The following is a 20,454-nucleotide window of genomic DNA, read 5'->3' as shown; positions in this document are numbered from 1 at the left end:
AAATATCTATAAATAATTTGCGTTATTTGAATACTATTATGAGAAAACCTTTTTTATTCTTTTTTTGTCTGTTTGTTGTTCAGTTTTTAGCTGCTCAAGTAAGTAGCTCTGTATTGTCTAATGGAGATTGGTATAAGTTTTCAGTTGATACAACTGGTGTTTTTAAAATTAATAAAAGTTTATTAGAAGAAATTGGTATTTCTACAAACGGCTTAAACCCTCAAAAGATTCATATTTATGGTAATGGAGGAAACATGTTACCAGAACTAAATTCTGATTTTAGATATGATGATTTACAAGAAAATGCAATTTATATTGAAGGAGAACAAGATGGTTCTTTTGATAATTCTGATTTTATTCTATTTTATGCCAAAGGACCTCATGATTGGGTTGTAGATCCTGTAAATAATACTGCAAATCATAGACAAAATATTTTTTCTGATGAAGCTTATTATTTTATAACAGTTTCTAATGTTAACGGAAAAAGGATAAACCAAAAATCTCCAATTACAACAAATGCAACCACTCAAATTTCTACATATAATGATTATACTTTTTATGAAAAAGATGAGTTAAGCTTATTTGCAGTTGGTACACAATGGTTTTTTAATGATGATTTTAATATAGAAAATACGCAAAGTTTTAAAATTCCTTTTTCTAATGCAATTTCTAATAATGCTATAGGGGTAAGAACTAGAGCTGTATCTACATCTGTTACTTCTTCTAATATGGATGTTAAAGTGAATGGTCAAGACCTTTATAGTTTAAATTTCTTTTCTGTAAATCCAGGTTCTTTAACAAAAGCATATGCATCAGAAAGATTTGCTAGTATTCAAAATTCATCAAATTCTATAGATGTTTCTATAACATATAACAATGGAGGAAATCCATCAGCAAATGCTTATTTAGATTTTATAGAAATAATTGGCGAAAAAGAACTTACTGCAAATGGAAATCAATTTGCTTTTAGAAGTTTTGCACAAGCAAATTCTTCAGGAATTGTAGAATATCAAATTCAAAATAATTCAAATATTTTTCAAGTTTGGGATGTTTCTAATTATATAGAACCTCAAAACATTATAAATGAAGATACTGGCAGTAACTTTATATTTAAAGACAATGCAGGTTCTTTAAAAGAGTATGTAGTTTTAAATAGTTCTGATTATTACACACCTAAATCAATTCAAAACGCAAAAGTTATAAACCAAGATTTGCATGCTTTAAAAGACATTAATTATATTGTAATTACAAATGCAGAATTATCCTCTGAAGCTCAAAGGATGGCAGATTATCATCAAGCAAATTCTAACCTAACAACTAAGGTTGTAATTTTAGATGAAATTTACAATGAGTTTTCTTCTGGAGCTAAAGACATTACTGGTATTAGAGATTTTTTAAAACATATATATAACACAAATACTACAGTAGATAAGAAACTAAAATATGTTTGTTTTTTCGGTGATTCTTCTTATGATTATAAAGATAGAGTTACTGGTAATAACAATATAGTTCCTGTAAAATTAGCAGAAAGTAGTTTTAATTTAGCATCATCTTATGTTACAGACGACTATTTTGTAATGTTAGAGAATAACGAAGGAACAATGTCTACAAGTCATACATTAGATGTTGCTTCAAGTAGAATTCCAGTTTCTACCCTAAGTCAAGCAAAAGGTGTAGTAGATAAAATATTAAATTATTATAATAAAAACGCAATTGGAGATTGGCGAAACACAATAACACTGTTGGCAGATGATATAGATGCTACAGGAGAAGAAGTTATTCAAGAAGGTGTAGAAGCTATTGCTGATGAAATAAAATTAAACAAACCAATTTTTAATGTAAATAAGATATATGTAGATTCTTATGTGCAAGAAAATTCGTCTGGAGGAGAACGTTATCCAGAAGTTAAAACAGCAATTACAAATGCTATAGAAAAAGGAACGTTAGTTTTTGATTATTTTGGACATGGAGGAGAAGATGGTTTTGCTTCTGAAAAAATATTAGAAAAACCTCAAATACAAAGTTTTAATAACCCAAATACGTTACCACTTTTAATAACTGTTACTTGCGATTTTTCCAGATTCGATAATCCAAGTAGAATTACTGCAGGAGAGTTAACTTTATGGAATACTACAGGTGGTTCTGCAAGTATGATTACTACAACAAGAGAAGTATTTATTTCTGTAGGACAACGTTTTAATCAACAATTAATAAGAGTTTTATTAGAATTTAATGATGAAGATTTAACAATATCAGAATCATTAATGAAAACAAAAAATAGCTTTACAAACACTCAGAAATTTTTTATTTATTCTTTTGGAGATCCTGCAATGAAATTGGCAGTGCCACAACCAAATGTTAGAATAACAAAAATGAATGGCAAAGATATTTCGCAACCAATAGATACTTTAAAAGCTTTATCTAAGGTTAGTTTTGAGGGAGTAGTTGTAGATAATGCAAATGTTGTTTTAAACAATTTTAATGGCTCTCTTTCTACAACTGTTTTTGACAAACCAATAAATAAAACCACTTTAGATAATGATGGTTTTGGTATTAAAATGATTTTTGATACACAAGACAGTAAATTATTTAGAGGAAAATCTACAGTAGAAAATGGTAATTTTAAATTCGATTTTGTTGTACCAAAAGATATAAAAATTGCTTACGGAAAAGGTAAATTAAGTTTTTATGCAGAAAATGGAGAAACAGACAAAGCTGGCTATAATTTTGATGTTGTAGTTGGTGGTATAGATAAAAACGCACCAGATGATACTGTTGGTCCAGAAATTCAACTTTTTATGAATGATGAATCTTTTATTGATGGAGGAAACACAAATGCTTCTCCAAATTTAATTGTTTCATTATCAGATTTAAGTGGTATAAATACTTCTATAACTGCAGTAGATCATGATATTGTTGCTATTTTAGACGGAGACACTACAAATCCTATCATTTTAAACGATTTTTATCAAACAGAATTAAACGATTTTACTAACGGAAAAGTAATTTATAAATTAAGAGATTTAGATGTTGGTCCACATACTTTAAAAATAAAAGCTTGGGATACATACAATAATTCATCAGAGAGTACGTTAAATTTCGTGGTTGTAAGTGATGCTATTTTAAATTTAGAAAATGTTTTAAATTATCCAAACCCTTTTGTAAATTACACAGAGTTTTGGTTTAATCATAATAAACCTAATGAAAACCTAGAAGTTCAAGTTCAAATTTTTACTGTTTCAGGTAAATTGGTAAAAACAATAAATCAAAATGTTCTAACCACTGGTAATTTATCAAGAAATATAACTTGGAATGGTTTAGACGATTTTGGTAATAAAATAGGAAAAGGAGTCTACATATATAAATTAAAAGTAAAATCAACTACAAGTAATCTAGTTTCAGAGAAGTATGAAAAATTAGTTATACTTCAATAAAATTTAGATATTTGTCAAACAAAAATCAGAATAATATCAAATGAAAAAATTAGGAATCTACTTTTTACTATGTGCTTTTGTAAGTGTAAAAATTTCTGCACAAACAAATACAGAAGTTACAGGAGGAATAACAACTGCTACACCTTTTTTATTAATTGTTCCAGATGCTAGAGCAGGAGGAATGGGAGATATGGGAGTTGCAACAACTGCAGATGCATTTTCTCTTTTTCACAATCCAGCAAAAATAGCATTTAGTAATAGACAAGTTAAAACAGGTATAACATATTCTCCTTGGTTACGTAATTTAACCGATGACATTTTTATAGGAAGTGGTTCTTATATAAATAGGTTTAGTGATAATGCTGCTTGGGGTGCAGATTTTAAATATTTTTCTTTAGGTCAAATAGATTTAACAGATAGTAGTGGTAACCCAAATGGTACTATTAACCCTAACGAATTTGTAGTAACAGGTTCTTATGCATTAAAATTAAGCGAAACTTTTTCTGGAGGTGTATCTTTAAAATATATTAGATCTAACCTTGCATTTAATGGTACAGCTGGAAACTCTTTACAACCAATAAATTCTTTTGCTGTAGATGTTTCTGGATATTACCAATCTTTTGAAGAAAACTATGGTAATTTTAACGGACGTTACAGAATAGGATTTAATATTTCTAACATAGGACCAAAAGTTTCTTACACTCCTGGTGATGAAGATTTTATACCAACTAATTTAAAATTAGGAGGTGGTTTCGATTTTATTTTAGATGATTACAATACAATTTCTACTAACGTAGAGTTTACAAAACTTTTAGTGCCAACTCCACAATTAGATGGTTCTGAGGTAGATAAAGGTTGGGTAGAAGGAATCTTTAGCTCTTTTGGAGATGCTCCAGGAGGATTTAGTGAAGAGTTAAAAGAATTTACATACGCATTTGGTGCAGAGTACTTATACAATCAAGCTTTTGCATTAAGAGCAGGATATTTTCATGAAAGTGCAGACAAAGGTAATAGACAATATTTTACTTTAGGAGGTGGTTTTAAAACCAATGCAATGAATATTGATTTATCATATTTAGTAAACTCTTCAGATGTAAATAATCCTTTAGAAAATTCACTACGTTTTTCTTTATCATTTGATTTAGGAGAAGTGTTTGACGATTATTAAAAGTCAATTATTTTTAGTAAGTTTATACAACATTTAAAAGCAGTCAATAAAGGCTGCTTTTTTTGACGAACAGATTTTTATGAGAAAAATTGAAATTTCAACTTCAGCAATTATTTATAAAGATATTTCAGAACTTTTAGAAGAAGACAATATGCTTATGAATAAAGCAATTGAAGCAAGAGAAAAAGCATATGCTCCTTATTCTAAATTTAATGTTGGTGCAGCTTTATTATTAGATAATGGAGAAGTTATTTTAGGAAACAACCAAGAAAGTGCAGCATATCCATCTGGTATGTGTGCAGAAAGAGTTGCTATTTGGAAAGCAGCTTCTACATATCCAAACATGAAAATAAAAAAATTGGCTATATCAGCAAGTTCTTCAATTTCTAAAGTTGATAAACCTGTAGGTCCTTGTGGAGCTTGTAGACAAACTTTATCTGAGTATGAAATCAATCAAAAAGAATCATTTCCATTAATTTTTATGGGAGAAGAAGGAGAGGTTGTTAAAACAGAATCATTACTTTCTTTGCTTCCATTTTCTTTTGATAGTTCTTATTTGTAGATATTTTATTTGGGCGTTTTAACGGGCTTTACACTATATCTTTTTGTTTAAAAAAAAAACAAAAAGGATGCCGTTTCAATCCCTAACGCATATAGCAACTTTAAACATTATTGGCAATTATTTTATAATCTTTCAGAATATTAAATTCAAAATATGACACCAGATATTTCATCAAGAAAAGATATCAAATTTATAATAACTAAGTTTTATGATAAATTATTAGCAGATCAAAAAATGATACCTTTTTTCGAAGATATTGTTGCTCAAAATCACTTAGAAGAACATCTAAATATTATTTCAGATTTTTGGAATGATATATTATTTGATACACATACTTATGAAAATAATGTAATGAAAAAACATGTTGATAAGAATGTTTTTGTAACCTTTAAAAAAGAGCATTTTGATATTTGGGTATCGTATTTGTTTCAAACAATCGATGCCAATTTTTCTGGAGAAATTTCTCACAACATGAAAAATAGAGCAAGGTCTATTGCTACTGTTATGGAGGTAAAACTAGGTGTCTATAATTAATTTAAACTTTTTTATTTAATAGATATTTCTCAAAAATTATCGTTTTGAATATCATTTTATTTTAGCTAAAATAAAATTATTAATTGCAAGAAATCGTAAATTAGTGCTTGTATTTTTTCAATAAAATAATACTTATTCTCAATTATGATTTCATCAAAAATAACTGGTACAGGAGCCTTTATTCCTTCAGTAAAAAAAGAAAACAAAGAGTTTTTAAAAGAAGATTTTTTAAATGAAGATGGTTCTTCTTTTAATGCAAAGAATGATGAAATTATAGAAAAATTCAAGGCAATTACAGGTATTGAAGAAAGGCGTTATGCAAAACCAGAACTAAACACTTCAGATTTAGCTTATTTAGCTAGTAAAAAAGCAATAGAAGACGCAAATGTAAATGCAGAAGAGTTAGATTATATAATTTTAGCTCACAATTTTGGCGATGTAAAACAAGGAGCAATACAAAGTGATATTTTACCAAGTTTAGCAACAAGAGTAAAATATAAATTGGGTATTGAAAACCCTAATTGTGTAGCATATGATATTCTTTTTGGTTGTCCAGGTTGGGTAGAAGGCGTTATACAAGCCCAAGCATTTATTAAAGCTGGTATTGCAAAAAAATGTTTAGTAATTGGTGCAGAAACTTTATCTAGGGTTGTAGATAAATTTGATAGAGATTCTATGATTTTTAGTGATGGTGCAGGAGCTTGTATTGTAGAAGCAACAGAAGAAAACGATTCAGGTATTTTAAGTCATGCAACTCAAACTTTTGCTAAAGAAGAAGCATATTATCTTTTTTACGGAGAATCTTTTAATAAACAAGCAGATAAAGATATACGCTATATTAAAATGTTAGGAAGAAAAATTTATGAGTTTGCGCTTATAAATGTACCTAAAGCTATGAAAATAGCATTAGATAAAAGTGGAGTTTCTATAGATGATGTAAAAAAGGTTTTTATCCATCAAGCAAATGAAAAAATGGACGAACAAATTATAAAACGTTTTTTTAGATTGTATAAAAAGAAAGTTCCTAAAGATATTATGCCAATGAGTATACACAAATTAGGAAACAGTTCTGTTGCTACAGTACCTACCTTATTAGATTTGGTTAAAAAAGGAGAAATTGAAAACCATGAAATTAATAAAGGAGATGTAGTAATTTTTGCTTCTGTTGGTGCAGGAATGAACCTAAATGCTATTGTTTATAAGTACTAATTTCTAAATCTAATTCTTTAGAAATACACACGAATTCTAATTAGTGCTAAAAAAAACAAATTTCAGTATTAAAATTTAATCTGAAATAGTATTTTTGCGCATGCAACAACACAACGTACTTATTTTAGATTTCGGATCGCAATACACACAATTAATTGCGAGAAGAGTAAGAGAATTAAACATTTACTGTGAAATTCATCCATTTAATCATCCACCTAAAAACCAATCAGAATTTAAAGCGGTAATCTTATCTGGTAGCCCAAATTCGGTTAGAGGAGAAAATGTTTTACATCCTGATTTATCAGAAATTAGAGGTAAGAAACCAGTTTTAGCGGTTTGTTATGGAGCTCAATATTTAGCTCATTTTTCTGGAGGTAAAGTAGCACCCTCTAACACAAGAGAATATGGAAGAGCTAATTTATCATTTATAAAAAGTGATGAATCTTTTTTTGATGGAATTTCAGAAGGTAGTCAGGTTTGGATGAGTCATTCAGATACTATTAAAGAATTACCAACCAATGGGCAATTATTGGCAAGTACAAAAGATGTAGAAAATGCTGCTTATAAAATTGAAGGAGAAACTACATATGCAATTCAATTTCACCCAGAAGTTTATCACTCTAAAGACGGTAAACAATTATTAGAAAACTTTTTAGTTAAAATAGCAGGAGTAGAGCAAACTTGGACTCCACAATGTTTTGTAGAAAACACTGTAGCAGATATTAGAGAAAAAGTTGGTAACGATAAAGTTGTTTTAGGACTTTCTGGAGGAGTAGATTCTTCTGTAGCAGCTGTATTATTAAACAAAGCTATTGGAGACAATCTTTACTGTATTTTTGTAAATAACGGACTTTTACGTAAAAATGAGTTCGAAATTGTATTAAAAAGATACGAAGGAATGGGATTAAACGTTAAAGGAGTAGATGCTTCTGCACGTTTTTTAGAAGCATTAAAAGGTGTAACAGACCCAGAGAAGAAAAGAAAAGCTATTGGTAATGCTTTTATTGAAGTTTTTGATGATGAAGCGCATAAAATTAAAGATGTAACTTGGTTGGCTCAAGGAACTATTTATCCTGATGTAATTGAGTCTGTATCTGTTAATGGAGGTCCTTCTGCAACAATTAAAAGTCATCATAATGTTGGTGGATTGCCAGATTTTATGAAATTAAAAATTGTTGAACCATTAAAAATGATCTTTAAAGATGAAGTAAGAAGAGTTGGTGCTTCTATGGGGATTGATCCAGAATTGTTAGGACGTCATCCTTTTCCAGGTCCAGGATTAGGAATTCGTATCTTAGGAGATATTACAGCAGAAAAAGTAAGAATTTTACAAGAAGTAGATGCTGTTTTTATCAATGGGTTAAAAGAAGACGGTTTGTATGATAGTGTTTGGCAAGCAGGTGCTATGTTATTACCAGTAAATTCTGTTGGAGTTATGGGTGATGAAAGAACTTATGAAAAAGTAGTAGCTTTAAGAGCTGTAGAAAGTACAGATGGAATGACTGCAGATTGGGTAAATTTACCTTATGAATTTTTGCAAAAAACATCTAATAAAATTATAAATCAAGTAAAAGGTGTAAATAGAGTTGTTTATGATATCAGTTCTAAACCTCCTGCAACTATAGAATGGGAATAAAATATATGAAACATGTAAAGTTTTTTGTTTTTCTATGTATTTTAACATTTACTGTTTCTTGCGGTCAGCAAAAAAAGTATGTTAATTATAAGGTTAAACAAGGTGAAACTATGAAAATCATAGCCAAAAGTTTGGATATGAAAACCAAAGATTTACTTCGCTTAAATCCTGATGTTGGTAGAAAACCAGAAGCTAATACTATAATTGTAATTCCAAATAAAAAGATTGCTACTAATAACACTAAAAAAGATGATGTAGTAATAGATGAAACTAAAAAGATAGACCCAACAATAGTTGATGAAGTTACTACTGATAAAGAATCTATTTTAGAGGAATTAAAAAAGAATTTCGTTGTTTACGAAGTTAAAAAAGGCGATACTTTTTACAGTCTTACTCGTTTTTATAATGTTACTCAAGAAGAAATGATTGTTTTAAACCCAGAACTTTCTGAAGGTTTAAAAGTTGGTCAAATTATTAAGATTAAAGAGATTGAAGAAGGAGAGGAGAAAACTGAAGTACATATTTATGAAGATGTAATTGATGCAGAGGTCTCTTTAAAAGTTGCTTTATTACTTCCTTTTAAAACCAATGAAAATGATACAATAAAATCTAAAGACCTTTTTATAAACAGTAGGCTAGCTAATATTGTAACTGATTTTTATTTAGGAACAGAAATAGCAATTGATTCTTTAAGAAAACAAGGTATTCTAATAGATTTAAATGTTTTTGATACAGAAAAGAAAGGAACTAAAATTAAAAATATTTTAGAAGAAAATAATTTAAATGATAATGACGTAATTATTGGCCCTCTTTATTCTGAAGAAGCAGAAGTAATTGCAAGTAGCGTTAATACTCCTGTAGTATTTCCACATTATTCAAAAAAACAATCTAAATTTTCTTCATCTAAACTAATAAAAACTTCTCCAGAGAAAAGTGTTTTTAGAGAAGAACTTACAACTTTTATAAAAGAAAGTTATACAGAGGGGAATTTAATTTTAGTAGGAGATGGTAAAACAACTTCTAATATTTCTAATAATGTTATGAAAGCATCTTTAGAATCTCATGATTCTATAAATGTAGTAAATGTTTTAAAACCTAAAGATGGTTATATTGCAAAAGATCGTTTTTTAGAAATTTTAAAACCTAATGAAAATAACTGGGTTGTTTTAACATCTAATGATGATGTTTTAGTTGCTGATGCTATTAACAGCTTAATAAGCTTGCCTGATTCTACAAATGTTACTGTATTTACTTATAATAAAGGACGTGCATTTAATAAAATTGCCAATTTAAAATTAGCAAAAGTTAATTTAACGTACGTAAGTGATGAATATGTAGATGAATCTTCTGCGTCAACAGAATTATTTAATAAGCAATATTTTAGAAAAAATAATGCTTTGCCTTCTTATTACGCAACAAAAGGTTTTGATATTACTTACGATATTTTAATTCGATTAGCATCTGGTAAAGATTTAAAATATACTTTTAAAGAAGGCGCTTCTTATAGAATAGAAAGCAAATTTGATTATAATAATAAACTTTTTGGAACTTCAGAAAACAAAGGGTTATTTATTGTAAAATACAATCAAGATCTAAGCTTAACCAGATTAAAATAATAGTAGTAGGAATTAGCTTTTTTTTAGAAGCTATTTCCTGCTATCCATTATATCTTTTTATGCTGAATTTGTTTTAACATCTGTTTATATTTAGAAAAGGTAGTTTTTCCTTGTAAGTAATACAGAACCTAATATAGCATAAAAAGGATGTCATTTCTATCAGGGCTAAACTAGTTTGCAAGCTTAAAGAATTAGAATAATTTTTTAGATAAATTTATAAAACTAAAAAATCCGCTTTAAAGCGGATTTTTTTATATCAGTAATCAACAAAGAATTAAATCTTTTTCATTTGTTGTTTCATCATTTGCATTTGTTCTTTTAACATTCCGTGTTTATCTAATTTTTTAGCTTCAGCCATTAAGTTAGTAGCTTCACGTTTACGTCTTTTAGTCATTGCAATTCCTGCTAATTGTAATTTTGCCATTGCTAAATCATGATCCATTGCTAAACCTAATTTTACAGCTTTACGTAAAAATTTTTCAGCTTGAGTAATGTTAGTCTGACTTAAAATAATTCCATGCAAATAATTGTAATAACCTTGTTGTTTAGTAATTAATGCAGCCTCAGGATTTTTAATGTATCCTAACCATTTTTTAGTTCCTTCAAAGTTTTGTTTACGCAATTGTAAAAAAGCCATTAAAATAAATTCATTCTTAAAGTACAACAACACAAAAATTCCAGCTAAAAGTAAGATAGAAATTCCGTTCATTATATTTACTTGAGTAAATTGATAAACAGCCCAAACAGTAAGTAAACCTGCTATAATTAATTTTATATTTTTATGAAACATATTGTTTTTTTATTTTTTTTAATCAAAAGCAAAAATACATTTTCTTGCTAAATTAAATCGTTACTTTTTAAAGTATTTCTTGTATTTAAATGAAGCTATTACTGTAAGTAAAACTAGTGCTCCAATATAGATGTAAGCCTCTTTTGGTGTTACAGCTTGATCTCCACTTGCATAAGAATGCAAGCCAGATAAATAGAAATTTACACCAAAGTAAGTCATCATAATAGATAAATAAGCAAAAGCAGCAGCAAAGTTAAAAGACAACCTTCCTCTTAAACCAGGTATTAATCTCATATGCAATACAAAAGCATAAATCATAATAGAAATTAAAGCCCAAGTTTCTTTAGGGTCCCAACCCCAATAACGTCCCCAACTTTCATTAGCCCACATACCTCCAAGAAAGTTACCAATAGTAAGCATTACTAAACCAACAGTAATTGCCATCTCATTAATTATGGTAATTTCTTTTATGTTTAAGTCCATTTTCTTTTTGTTCTTTTCATTAGTAAAGGCCATTAAAACTAAAGCAAAGATTCCTAAAATCATTCCTAAAGAAAAAGGTCCATAACTAGCAACAATAATAGAAACATGCACTAATAACCACCAAGAATTTAAAACAGGTTGTAAGTTTGCAATTTCTGGATCTAACCAGTTTTGATGTGCAAAAGCTAAAATAATAGCAGTTAAAAAAGTAGTGGCTGTAATTGTTAAAGCAGATTTCCTACCAAAGAATAACCCAAATAACATGGTTGCCCAGGCAACATAAATTATAGATTCGTAAGCATTACTCCAAGGAGCATTACCACTAATATACCATCTAGAAATTAATCCTAAAGTATGAAGAATAAACAAAGTTACAACTAAGCCTATTAAAACCTTTACTACAGTGTTTACCCATTTTTTTGAATTGAAAATTTGTACAAAAACAAAAATGATTAAAAACAAACTAACAAATCCATAGAGTTTAGCAAGTCTTTGAAAAGGTTGCATTTTATTATAGGTAATCTCTAATTCTATTTTATTTTCTGAAGGATGTACTTCAGATCCAAACTTCTTTTGAAACTTTTTTAATCCGTCTAAAATTTGATCAGCTTTAGAGTAGTCTTTTGTCTTTTTTGCATCTTGTAAAAGTTGGATGTAAACAGGTAAAGATTGACGAACAAAAACAGAATCTGTAGCTTTAAAACCTGCATTAGCGGTTTCTGGTTGAGAAACCCAAGTGTTGTTTTCGTCATTAGGAATAGGGTAAATACGTAAAATACCACCTCCAATTGCACTGTATAATAAACCTACACGTCTATCAATTTTTATCAAGTCTTTTTCAAACTTATTTTTTACATTTTTCTTTTGCGCTTCAGCAACTTGTTCTTTAATTTTATAAGCCCCTCTTGGAGTTATAAAATCTGATAAACGAGCGTATTCTGCATCAATAGGAAGGTTTAAAGTTTCTCTAATTTTAGTGTTTCCTTCTTCTAAATAAATAACAGGCACTTCAAACCAAAGTCTTGGGTTTTCAATAATAGAAAGTAAAACTTGACTAGCTTGCATGCCATTAAAAGTTTCTGTTTTACTTACTTTTCTAACCAATTCAGAAGCAAAAGTATGTGCAGGTTTCATACGTCCACCAGCATCTTGTATTACTAATTTGTTAAAACTTTCTGCATGATCAATGTCAACTAAATTTGCTTTTAAAATAGAATCTATTTGTTGTTTGCTAATTCTATTTGGTTGATGAGTGTCATGTTGAGAAAAACTAATGCTAGAAAATAATAAAGCAGCAATAACTGTTAAAGACATTTTCTTTTTTCTAATTTTCTTAAGTCTATTTTTTAAATCATCAAAGCGAGTATTTTTAGCAAATAGAATACAAATTAATCCAAAGTATAAAAGAGAATACCCAAAATAAGTAATAAAAGTACCTAAGAAATCATGATTTACAGAAAGGTGAGTTTCTTCTACAGGTCCAGATAAATCGTAACTAGATTGAAAAAACTTATATCCTTTATGGTCCAAAATATGATTCATAAAAATTCTATAATCAAAAGTCTTATCAGTATCAACAACTGTTACTTCACTTGCATAAGAAGCAGCACTTTCTGAACCTGGATATTTTTCTAATTGAAAGTCATTTAGTTTAACAGAAAATGGTGTTTCTAATATTTTAGAACCATATAACATTCTAAAATTTAACCCACCAACAGAAACTTCTTTAGAACCTTGAGAATTAAATTTTCCTCCTGTTAATTCTATTCTTTTAGTTTCGTTATTACTTGTTACATCAACAATTAAGACATCTAATTTTTTATCGTTTTTAGGACCGCTAACTGTTTTCATAATTCCTTTTTCTGCAGGTCTAGGAATTACAAATTGCAAACCAGAAATGTTATGTAATGTTAAGTATTGGAAGTTTTGTGTAGAATCTTTAGTAATTTTTCCTCTTTTTTGATCTGCCATTCTAAACCAATCTCCATTGTCTTTAGAAGTTATTTTTAAATTGCCATCTTCTTTTTTAAAGTTGATGGAAGCATTGTTTTCAGTAGCTTCAAAGCCAACTAAAACTCCGTGAATATTTTGTATAGTTCCTTTTTTAAGCCAATGTTCATGTCTTGTACCTTCTGAAGATTCAACAAAAAATAAGTGTTCTACACCATTTTCATCTTCAACCAATTTCTTTTCAGCCCATGGAATATAATCAACTAGCTTAAAACTAAAATCCTGTTTTTTTCCTTCAGAATTAAAAGAGTCAGAAAAAGACCAAGAATTTTTACCCCATGCAGAAAGTATAAGAGGTCTGTTAATTTCTGGTTTTTGCAGTTTCCCATTGTCAACAATGGCATTTAAATAAGTTGTTTCAGATAAAAACTTATTAGTAGTTTCTCCTTCTTTAATTAACATAATACCTTCATAACCTATGTAACGAGTTACTCCAGCACCTATTAAAATAAACAAAAATGATAAATGAAATAATAACACAGCCCATTTTTCTTTTTTGTATAATCTGTATCTAAAAATGTTTCCAAAGAAATTAATCACAAAAAACAACATGATTAACTCAAACCACCAAGTGTTATAAACCAAGGCTTTAGAGGTTTGTGTACCAAAATCATTTTCTATAAATGTGGCAATACCCATTGCTGTAGCAAAGAGAATAAATAAAATTGCCATTAAACGAGTAGAGTAGAGTATGTTAAGAATTTTTTTCATTCTAGTTTGGTAGTTTTTTTTAGTCACGCAAATTTACGGATAAAAGAAATAATACCTATTCTAGTATGTTCTTTTTTACTGTTAAGGTTTGTTAAAAAAAGATAAAAAGGTTTTAATTTTTAAAAACTAAATTAATCTACAACACTATCAATTAAAATAGATAACATATCAATTGCAGCTTGAGAAATTTTAGTTCCTGGACCAAATACACCTACAGCACCAGCATCAAATAAAAATTGATAATCTTGAGCAGGTATAACTCCTCCAACAATTACCATAATGTCATCTCTACCATATTCTTTTAAAGCAGTAATTACTTGAGGTACTAGGGTTTTATGTCCAGCAGCTAAAGAAGAAATACCTAATATGTGCACATCATTTTCTACTGCTTGTTTAGTAGCTTCTTGTGGTGTTTGAAATAAGGGACCAATATCTACATCAAATCCTAAATCTGCATAACCTGTGGCAACAACTTTTGCACCTCTGTCATGTCCATCTTGTCCTAATTTAGCAATCATTATTCTAGGACGTCTACCTTCTAATTCAGCAAATTTATCTGCTAAATCTGTAGCTTTCTTAAAAAGTTTGTCGTTTTTAATTTCTTTACTATACACGCCAGAAATGGTTTTATGAACTGCTTTATGTCTTCCAAAAATAGTTTCTAAAGCATCAGATATTTCACCTAAAGTAGCTCTGTTTTTTGCTGCTTTAACAGCCAAGTCTAATAAATTTTCATTTCCAGACTTTGCAGCTTCAGTTAAAGCTATTAAAGATTTTTTGACTTCAGTATTATTTCTACTTTCTTTTATTTGATTTAGTCTTTCAATTTGAGAATTACGAACAGCTTCATTATCAACTTCTAAAATATGTAAAGGATCTTCTTCTTTTAATTGATATTTGTTTACACCAACAATTACATCTTGTCCACTATCAATTTTTGCTTGTTTTTTTGCAGCAGCTTCCTCTATTCGCATTTTTGGAATGCCTTTTTCAATAGCTTTAGTCATTCCTCCTAAATCTTCAACTTCTTGAATCAATTCCCAAGCTTTATTGGCAATATCTTCTGTTAGTTTTTCAACATGATAACTTCCTGCCCAAGGATCAACAGTTTTTGTTATATGAGTTTCTTGTTGTAAATATATTTGAGTATTTCTAGCAATTCTTGCTGAAAAATCAGTAGGCAAAGCAATGGCTTCATCTAAAGCATTTGTATGAAGACTTTGAGTTCCACCAAAAGCAGCAGCCATGGCTTCAATTGTTGTTCTTGCTACATTATTAAATGGATCTTGTTCTGTTAAAGACCAACCACTGGTTTGACAGTGAGTTCTAAGGGCTAAAGATTTAGGGTTTTTAGGATTAAATTGTTTTACAATTTTGGCCCACAGCATTCTACCTGCTCGCATTTTTGCAATTTCTGTAAAATGATCCATACCAATTGCCCAAAAGAAAGAAAGTCTTGGAGCAAATGCATCAATGTCCATTCCTGCTTCAATTCCTTTTCTTATGTATTCTAATCCATCTGCAAGAGTGTATGCTAATTCAATTTCTGCAGTAGCTCCAGCTTCTTGCATATGATATCCTGAAATAGAAATAGAATTAAATTTAGGCATATTTTTACTGGTATATTTAAAAATATCAGCAATAATTTTCATAGATGGAGAAGGAGGATAGATGTACGTGTTTCTAACCATAAATTCTTTAAGAATATCATTTTGTATGGTTCCAGAAAGTTTATTTAAAGAAACTCCCTGTTCTTCTGCAGCAACAATATAAAAAGCTAAAATGGGTAAAACTGCTCCATTCATTGTCATAGAAACAGACATTTTATCTAAAGGAATTTGGTCAAATAATACCTTCATGTCTTCTACAGAATCTATTGCAACTCCTGCTTTTCCAACATCACCTTGAACTCGTTCATGATCAGAATCATAACCTCTATGAGTTGCCAAATCAAATGCAACTGAAAGTCCTTTTTGACCCGCTTCTAAATTTCTTCTATAAAAAGCATTACTTTCTTCTGCTGTAGAAAAACCTGCATACTGTCTAATGGTCCAAGGTCTTCTAACATACATTGTAGAATAAGGCCCCCTTAAATTTGGAGCAATTCCTGCAACAAATCCTTCATGATTAAATAAAGGAGAGTTGTTTAGATTTTTACTCTTTTCTAATTTGATATGTTGAAGGTCTTTTCTACTCATTTTTTTGATCTACTTCTAATTTTTGAAGTTTATATAATTGAGAACCAATTGCTTTTGATTCTTTTTCTTTTTTCTTAATCTTAAGATAACTTTTTAAAACAAAACCTAAAGAAAAAACACCTAAAAGAATAACAATTGCTCTTACAAAATCAACACTATTTCCAAAAAAAAGATAAAATTTTTCTTCTAAAAAATAAAGGCTAACTACTGTGAAAAAAATGAATCCTATTAAAAAAGAAGGAAGTTTTTTTTTGATTTCCTTAATTTCTTTTTTTATTTCATTTTGTCTTTTTTGTTTGTTAAGAATTTCTTTGTTTTTATCCATTTTCTGTAAGGGTGTTACCTTTTTCATCTTCTAGACGCTTCTTTTCTAGAGGTTCTGAAATTCGGTTTCTGGTTAATGGGGAAATTAGTGTTTTTATGTTTCTTTGTTTTACAAACGGATAAAGCTCTAAATTTTGAAGCATTAAATCCTTTTTGTTTTGCTGAAAGTTAGTTCCAAGTAAAATTAGTTCTTTTTCAAGAAAATCATTTTCCTCTTTTTTAGCACTTTCTTTAATTTTTTTCTGAATTACACCGTTTTTTAATTGTTTTAAAAAACCACCACTTTGTTCAATTTGTTTAAATAAAGTTAATGCATTTTCTGCTAATTGATTTGTAATTGATTCTATGTAATAAGAACCATCTGCAAAATTTTGAGCTTCTTTAAAATTACTCTCTTGTTGTAAAACTAATAATTGATTTCTAGAAATTCTTTCACCAAACTCATTAGATTTATGGTAAATTGAGTCATAAGACAAATTAGCGATTGAATCAGAACCACCTAAAATAGCACTCATACATTCAGAGGTTGTTCTTAATAAATTAACATTATAATCGTATAAAGTTTTATTTCTAGAACTAGGTTTTGTAAAAATATGAGCTTTTAAATTATGTACATCATACTCTTTTAATACTGCTGACCATAATATACGAAATGCTCTTAACTTTGCAATTTCAAAAAAATAATTACTTCCAACAGAAAAGCAGAAATGTATTTTATTTGCAATTTCACTTCCAAATTTTTGTAAGTATTCATTAGCATGAGCTAATGTGTAGGCCAATTGTTGGGTAATTGTTGCTCCACAGTTTTCATATAAACCTAAAGATACAGAAATACAATTTTTGGCGTGTTTTTTAATTTTTTCTATACGATTGAAGTCTTCATTTAAATTGTAATACCAGTTTCCAGTTTCAGCTAAATTTCCAATAATATCTATTTGAAAAAATGTGTTTTCAGAATTTATATAGTTTGAGATTTCTATGATAAAATCTTCATCTAAAAATGAGATTTCAAAGTATAGTTTTACTGATTTTAGGTTTAAATTTTGAAGTAATTTTTGATAATCAAATTTAGTATTTGCTTTAAATTGAATTGAATTAGCACCTCTTTTTAAAGCATCTAAAGCTAATGAATTAGCAATTGTTACATCATCAACAAATATTGTTTGACAGATGTTAAACCCTTTTTTAGGAGCATCAGTATTAAGATTCACTCTATCTTCATGACTATAGAAAGGTTTAACTATAATGTTTTCTTTAGATTTCCAAAGAAGAGTGTCATTATAATCTGCACCTTTTAAGTCTACTTGAATTTTATTTTTCCAAGCAGCAATTGAAGTCTTTTCAAATTCATCAAATAGTGATGTTTCCATTTATTTTTTTATTGTATCAAATTCAATTAAATAAATATCTTCATTTTCTTTTTTCATTAAATACTTTTCTCTAGCAAATCGTTCTAATTGAAGAGAATCTTCTAGTTTTTTTATAGTAGCCTTATCTTCAGCTATTTTTTTTTTGTAAAAAGATATTGTACTCTCTAAGTCATTAATTTCTTTATCAAATTTATTATGAACTATATAAGAGTTTTCATCAAAAAAAAACATCCAAATTAAAAATGGAATTAAAATTAAAACAAAAATATTTGTTATAACTTTTACAAAAATGTTCTTTCTTATCTCTTTAAGAGTCATGTTTACAAACGTTCGTTAATTACTGTTCTTACAATATCTATTGCTACTGTATTGTGTCTATCATTAGGTATAATAATATCAGCAAAATTTTTAGTAGGCTCTATAAACTGTCTATGCATTGGTTTTAATGTGTCTTGATAACGATTTAAGACCTCATCAATATCTCTACCTCTTTCAGAAATATCTCTTCTAACTCTTCTAATTAATCTTTCGTCAGTATCTGCGTGAACAAATATTTTGATATCAAATAAATCTCTTAGTTCAGAATTATTAAAAATTAAAATTCCTTCTACAATTACAACCTTTCTTGGATGAGTTACAAGAGTATCAGAAGTTCTATTATGTGTAACAAAAGAATATATAGGTTGTTCAATTGTTTTTCCTGATTTTAATTCTTTAATATGTTTAACTATTAAATCAAAATCAATTGCTCTTGGATGATCAAAATTAATTTTGGTTCTTTCTTCATAAGAAAGATTTTTAGTAGCATTATAATAAGAGTCTTGAGAAATAACACAAACTTCATCTGTTGGTAAATGTTTTATAATCTTATTTACAACAGTTGTTTTTCCACTTCCTGTACCTCCTGCAATTCCAATAACAAGCATATAATTGTGTTTAGGGTAATTATTTGACTAAAATAATAAAGATTTTATAATTTCTTAAAGTTTTTTTAATTAATAATATAACTGAAAATAAAAATATTATTTAGAGATTAAATTATTTAATTTAAAAAATTGAATAAAAAAAAGTCTCAAAAAAATTGAGACTTTTATTCTAATAGAGCCAATGGAGGGACTCGAACCCACGACCTGCTGATTACAAATCAGCTGCTCTAGCCAGCTGAGCTACATCGGCTTTTATTTTGAGAGCGCAAATAAAAAACAATTATTAATATTTACCAAAATATTTTCTATTTTTTTACAAAAAAAGCTCCAAATTAATTGAAGCTTTTTATCAAGAATAAATAATTTATTACATGGTATAAAAGAATTGTTCATTCGTAATTTTACCATCTTTTACTTCAAAAACGCAAACTTCTTCCATTTGTTGCCTTCCTCTACTTTTAAATGTAACGTCAAAAGACATTTTACTAGTAAAATGATTCCCAGCTACAACTGGATCAGAAATTTCTCCACTATGAAATTCAATTACATCATCCAACCATTGTTTGCTTTTTTCTAAAACTTCTTTTTTGCCAGAAATAACTTCTCCATAAGGTACCCCAGGCATTTCTTTACTTGTAATATTATCAGCATAAAGTTCTTCTATGCATTCAATATTTTTACCTTGTTGGCACATTTCTTGCCATTTTTTAGCTACTTCTAGTGTGTTCATATTGTCTTTTTGTTGGTTAGTATTATAAAAAATAATTTAAAACAGAAGTTATTTGTATAGATGTAGGTATATCGTTTTAAAGCAAAAAATATTTTACTCAAACCAGCATAACAAATAACCAGCAAAACAAATATTAAAAGAAGAATAATTGAAGATAACTTATTTAAAAGCTAAAGGTTGATTTAGTTGAAAATCTAAATCGTAACGAGTGGGACTAAGATAAATTAAGAAAGTAAAAGAAATAATAATTTATTATTATGACTTTTACTTTCTTCAGTGTTTTTTATTCTTTTAAGGTCTTCCCTTTAAGCGTTTTTCAATTTTTTGCTTAACAGCTGTTAAACGCTTCATTTGATCCATAATTTCAGAATCTTTTTCTAATTTGTATACTTCATTTAGCTCTAAAATTAAGGCTTTAACCTCTCTAGAAGCTAAAATTCTATCGCTAGTAGTTTTAAATGAGAATTTTCTATTTTCAAATTCTACAGCTCTTTCTAATAAATCCATTCTACGTTGCTCTGTTTTATAATCTTTAATTTTTCGAATATAATTATAAAAGTTAGAAAAGCAAGAAAAATCTTAATTTATTATGTAAATGTTAAGATATTATTTTATTTATGGTTTTTTTGAGTAATAATATGTAATTCTTAAATTATCATAAATTTTTTAAAAATAAATAAAAAAACCTTGATAATATATATCAAGGTTTTTTGTTTTAGTTCAAGTGGCAGAATGATAACTCATTTATGGTAC

At 28.4% G+C, this 20,454-nt stretch carries 16 protein-coding genes and 1 tRNA gene; 7 read left to right on the top strand and 10 right to left on the bottom strand.

Annotated elements, in window-relative coordinates; all coding sequences use genetic code 11:
- Window positions 1-38: 38 nt before the first annotated feature.
- The 7 genes from porU (at window position 39) to MPF13_RS13545 (ending at window position 10,159) form a co-directional block, all read left to right on the top strand.
- Entirely contained in the window at window positions 39-3,434 is a 3,396-nt protein-coding gene (gene porU / locus MPF13_RS13575; protein ID WP_249983302.1) for a type IX secretion system sortase PorU, read from the top strand.
- Window positions 3,435-3,474: 40 nt separating this feature from the next.
- Window positions 3,475-4,602 carry a type IX secretion system outer membrane channel protein PorV gene (porV, locus tag MPF13_RS13570; RefSeq protein WP_249983301.1) on the top strand — a complete coding sequence of 376 codons (1,128 nt, stop codon included), beginning with the start codon at window positions 3,475-3,477 and terminating at the stop codon, window positions 4,600-4,602.
- Window positions 4,603-4,681: 79 nt separating this feature from the next.
- Window positions 4,682-5,164: a cytidine deaminase gene (cdd, locus tag MPF13_RS13565; protein WP_249983300.1), complete on the top strand. Its 483-nt coding sequence runs from the start codon at window positions 4,682-4,684 to the stop codon at window positions 5,162-5,164.
- A gap of 153 nt (window positions 5,165-5,317) precedes the next feature.
- The gene (locus MPF13_RS13560; RefSeq protein WP_249983299.1) at window positions 5,318-5,698 is read left to right on the top strand and encodes a group III truncated hemoglobin; all 381 of its coding nucleotides are present in this window, start codon (window positions 5,318-5,320) and stop codon (window positions 5,696-5,698) included.
- A gap of 144 nt (window positions 5,699-5,842) precedes the next feature.
- Window positions 5,843-6,907, top strand: a complete 1,065-nt coding sequence (locus MPF13_RS13555; RefSeq protein WP_249983298.1) for a 3-oxoacyl-ACP synthase III family protein — start codon at window positions 5,843-5,845, stop codon at window positions 6,905-6,907.
- Between the two features lie 100 nt (window positions 6,908-7,007).
- A complete protein-coding gene (gene guaA / locus MPF13_RS13550; protein ID WP_249983297.1) occupies window positions 7,008-8,543 on the top strand; it encodes a glutamine-hydrolyzing GMP synthase in 1,536 nt (511 codons plus the stop codon).
- 137 nt (window positions 8,544-8,680) lie between these two features.
- Window positions 8,681-10,159, top strand: coding sequence for a muramidase family protein (locus MPF13_RS13545; RefSeq protein WP_249983296.1), 1,479 nt, complete (start codon window positions 8,681-8,683; stop codon window positions 10,157-10,159).
- A 274-nt stretch (window positions 10,160-10,433) separates the two neighbouring features.
- Here MPF13_RS13545 and MPF13_RS13540 read toward each other — a convergent pair whose 3' ends face one another.
- The 10 genes from MPF13_RS13540 to MPF13_RS13495 all read right to left on the bottom strand — a co-directional run bounded on the left by MPF13_RS13540 (window position 10,434) and on the right by MPF13_RS13495 (window position 20,208).
- Window positions 10,434-10,949: a DUF2892 domain-containing protein gene (locus MPF13_RS13540; RefSeq protein WP_249983295.1), complete on the bottom strand. Its 516-nt coding sequence runs from the start codon at window positions 10,947-10,949 to the stop codon at window positions 10,434-10,436.
- 60 nt (window positions 10,950-11,009) lie between these two features.
- The gene (locus MPF13_RS13535) at window positions 11,010-14,153 is read right to left on the bottom strand and encodes a cytochrome c biogenesis protein CcsA (RefSeq protein WP_249983294.1); all 3,144 of its coding nucleotides are present in this window, start codon (window positions 14,151-14,153) and stop codon (window positions 11,010-11,012) included.
- 131 nt (window positions 14,154-14,284) lie between these two features.
- The gene (gene scpA / locus MPF13_RS13530) at window positions 14,285-16,351 is read right to left on the bottom strand and encodes a methylmalonyl-CoA mutase (protein WP_249983293.1); all 2,067 of its coding nucleotides are present in this window, start codon (window positions 16,349-16,351) and stop codon (window positions 14,285-14,287) included.
- Window positions 16,344-16,676: a hypothetical protein gene (locus tag MPF13_RS13525; RefSeq protein WP_249983292.1), complete on the bottom strand. Its 333-nt coding sequence runs from the start codon at window positions 16,674-16,676 to the stop codon at window positions 16,344-16,346. The genes scpA and MPF13_RS13525 overlap by 8 nt, the downstream gene beginning before the upstream one ends.
- Entirely contained in the window at window positions 16,669-18,045 is a 1,377-nt protein-coding gene (locus tag MPF13_RS13520; RefSeq protein WP_249983291.1) for a methylmalonyl-CoA mutase subunit beta, read from the bottom strand. The genes MPF13_RS13525 and MPF13_RS13520 overlap by 8 nt, the downstream gene beginning before the upstream one ends.
- Window positions 18,046-18,363, bottom strand: a complete 318-nt coding sequence (locus MPF13_RS13515; RefSeq protein WP_249983290.1) for an FtsB family cell division protein — start codon at window positions 18,361-18,363, stop codon at window positions 18,046-18,048.
- 2 nt (window positions 18,364-18,365) lie between these two features.
- A complete protein-coding gene (udk, locus tag MPF13_RS13510) occupies window positions 18,366-18,971 on the bottom strand; it encodes a uridine kinase (RefSeq protein ID WP_249983289.1) in 606 nt (201 codons plus the stop codon).
- Window positions 18,972-19,147: 176 nt separating this feature from the next.
- Window positions 19,148-19,221: transfer RNA gene (locus MPF13_RS13505), tRNA-Thr, on the bottom strand.
- Window positions 19,222-19,338: 117 nt separating this feature from the next.
- On the bottom strand, window positions 19,339-19,701 hold the full coding sequence (locus tag MPF13_RS13500; RefSeq protein ID WP_249983288.1) for a nuclear transport factor 2 family protein: 363 nt from the start codon (window positions 19,699-19,701) through the stop codon (window positions 19,339-19,341).
- A gap of 291 nt (window positions 19,702-19,992) precedes the next feature.
- Window positions 19,993-20,208: a hypothetical protein gene (locus tag MPF13_RS13495; RefSeq protein ID WP_249983287.1), complete on the bottom strand. Its 216-nt coding sequence runs from the start codon at window positions 20,206-20,208 to the stop codon at window positions 19,993-19,995.
- Between the last annotated feature and the right edge of the window lie 246 nt (window positions 20,209-20,454).

The sequence above is a fragment of the Polaribacter sp. Z022 genome (assembly GCF_023555495.1).
GTDB lineage: Bacteria > Bacteroidota > Bacteroidia > Flavobacteriales > Flavobacteriaceae > Polaribacter.
This window is presented reverse-complemented; position numbering and strand designations above follow the sequence as displayed.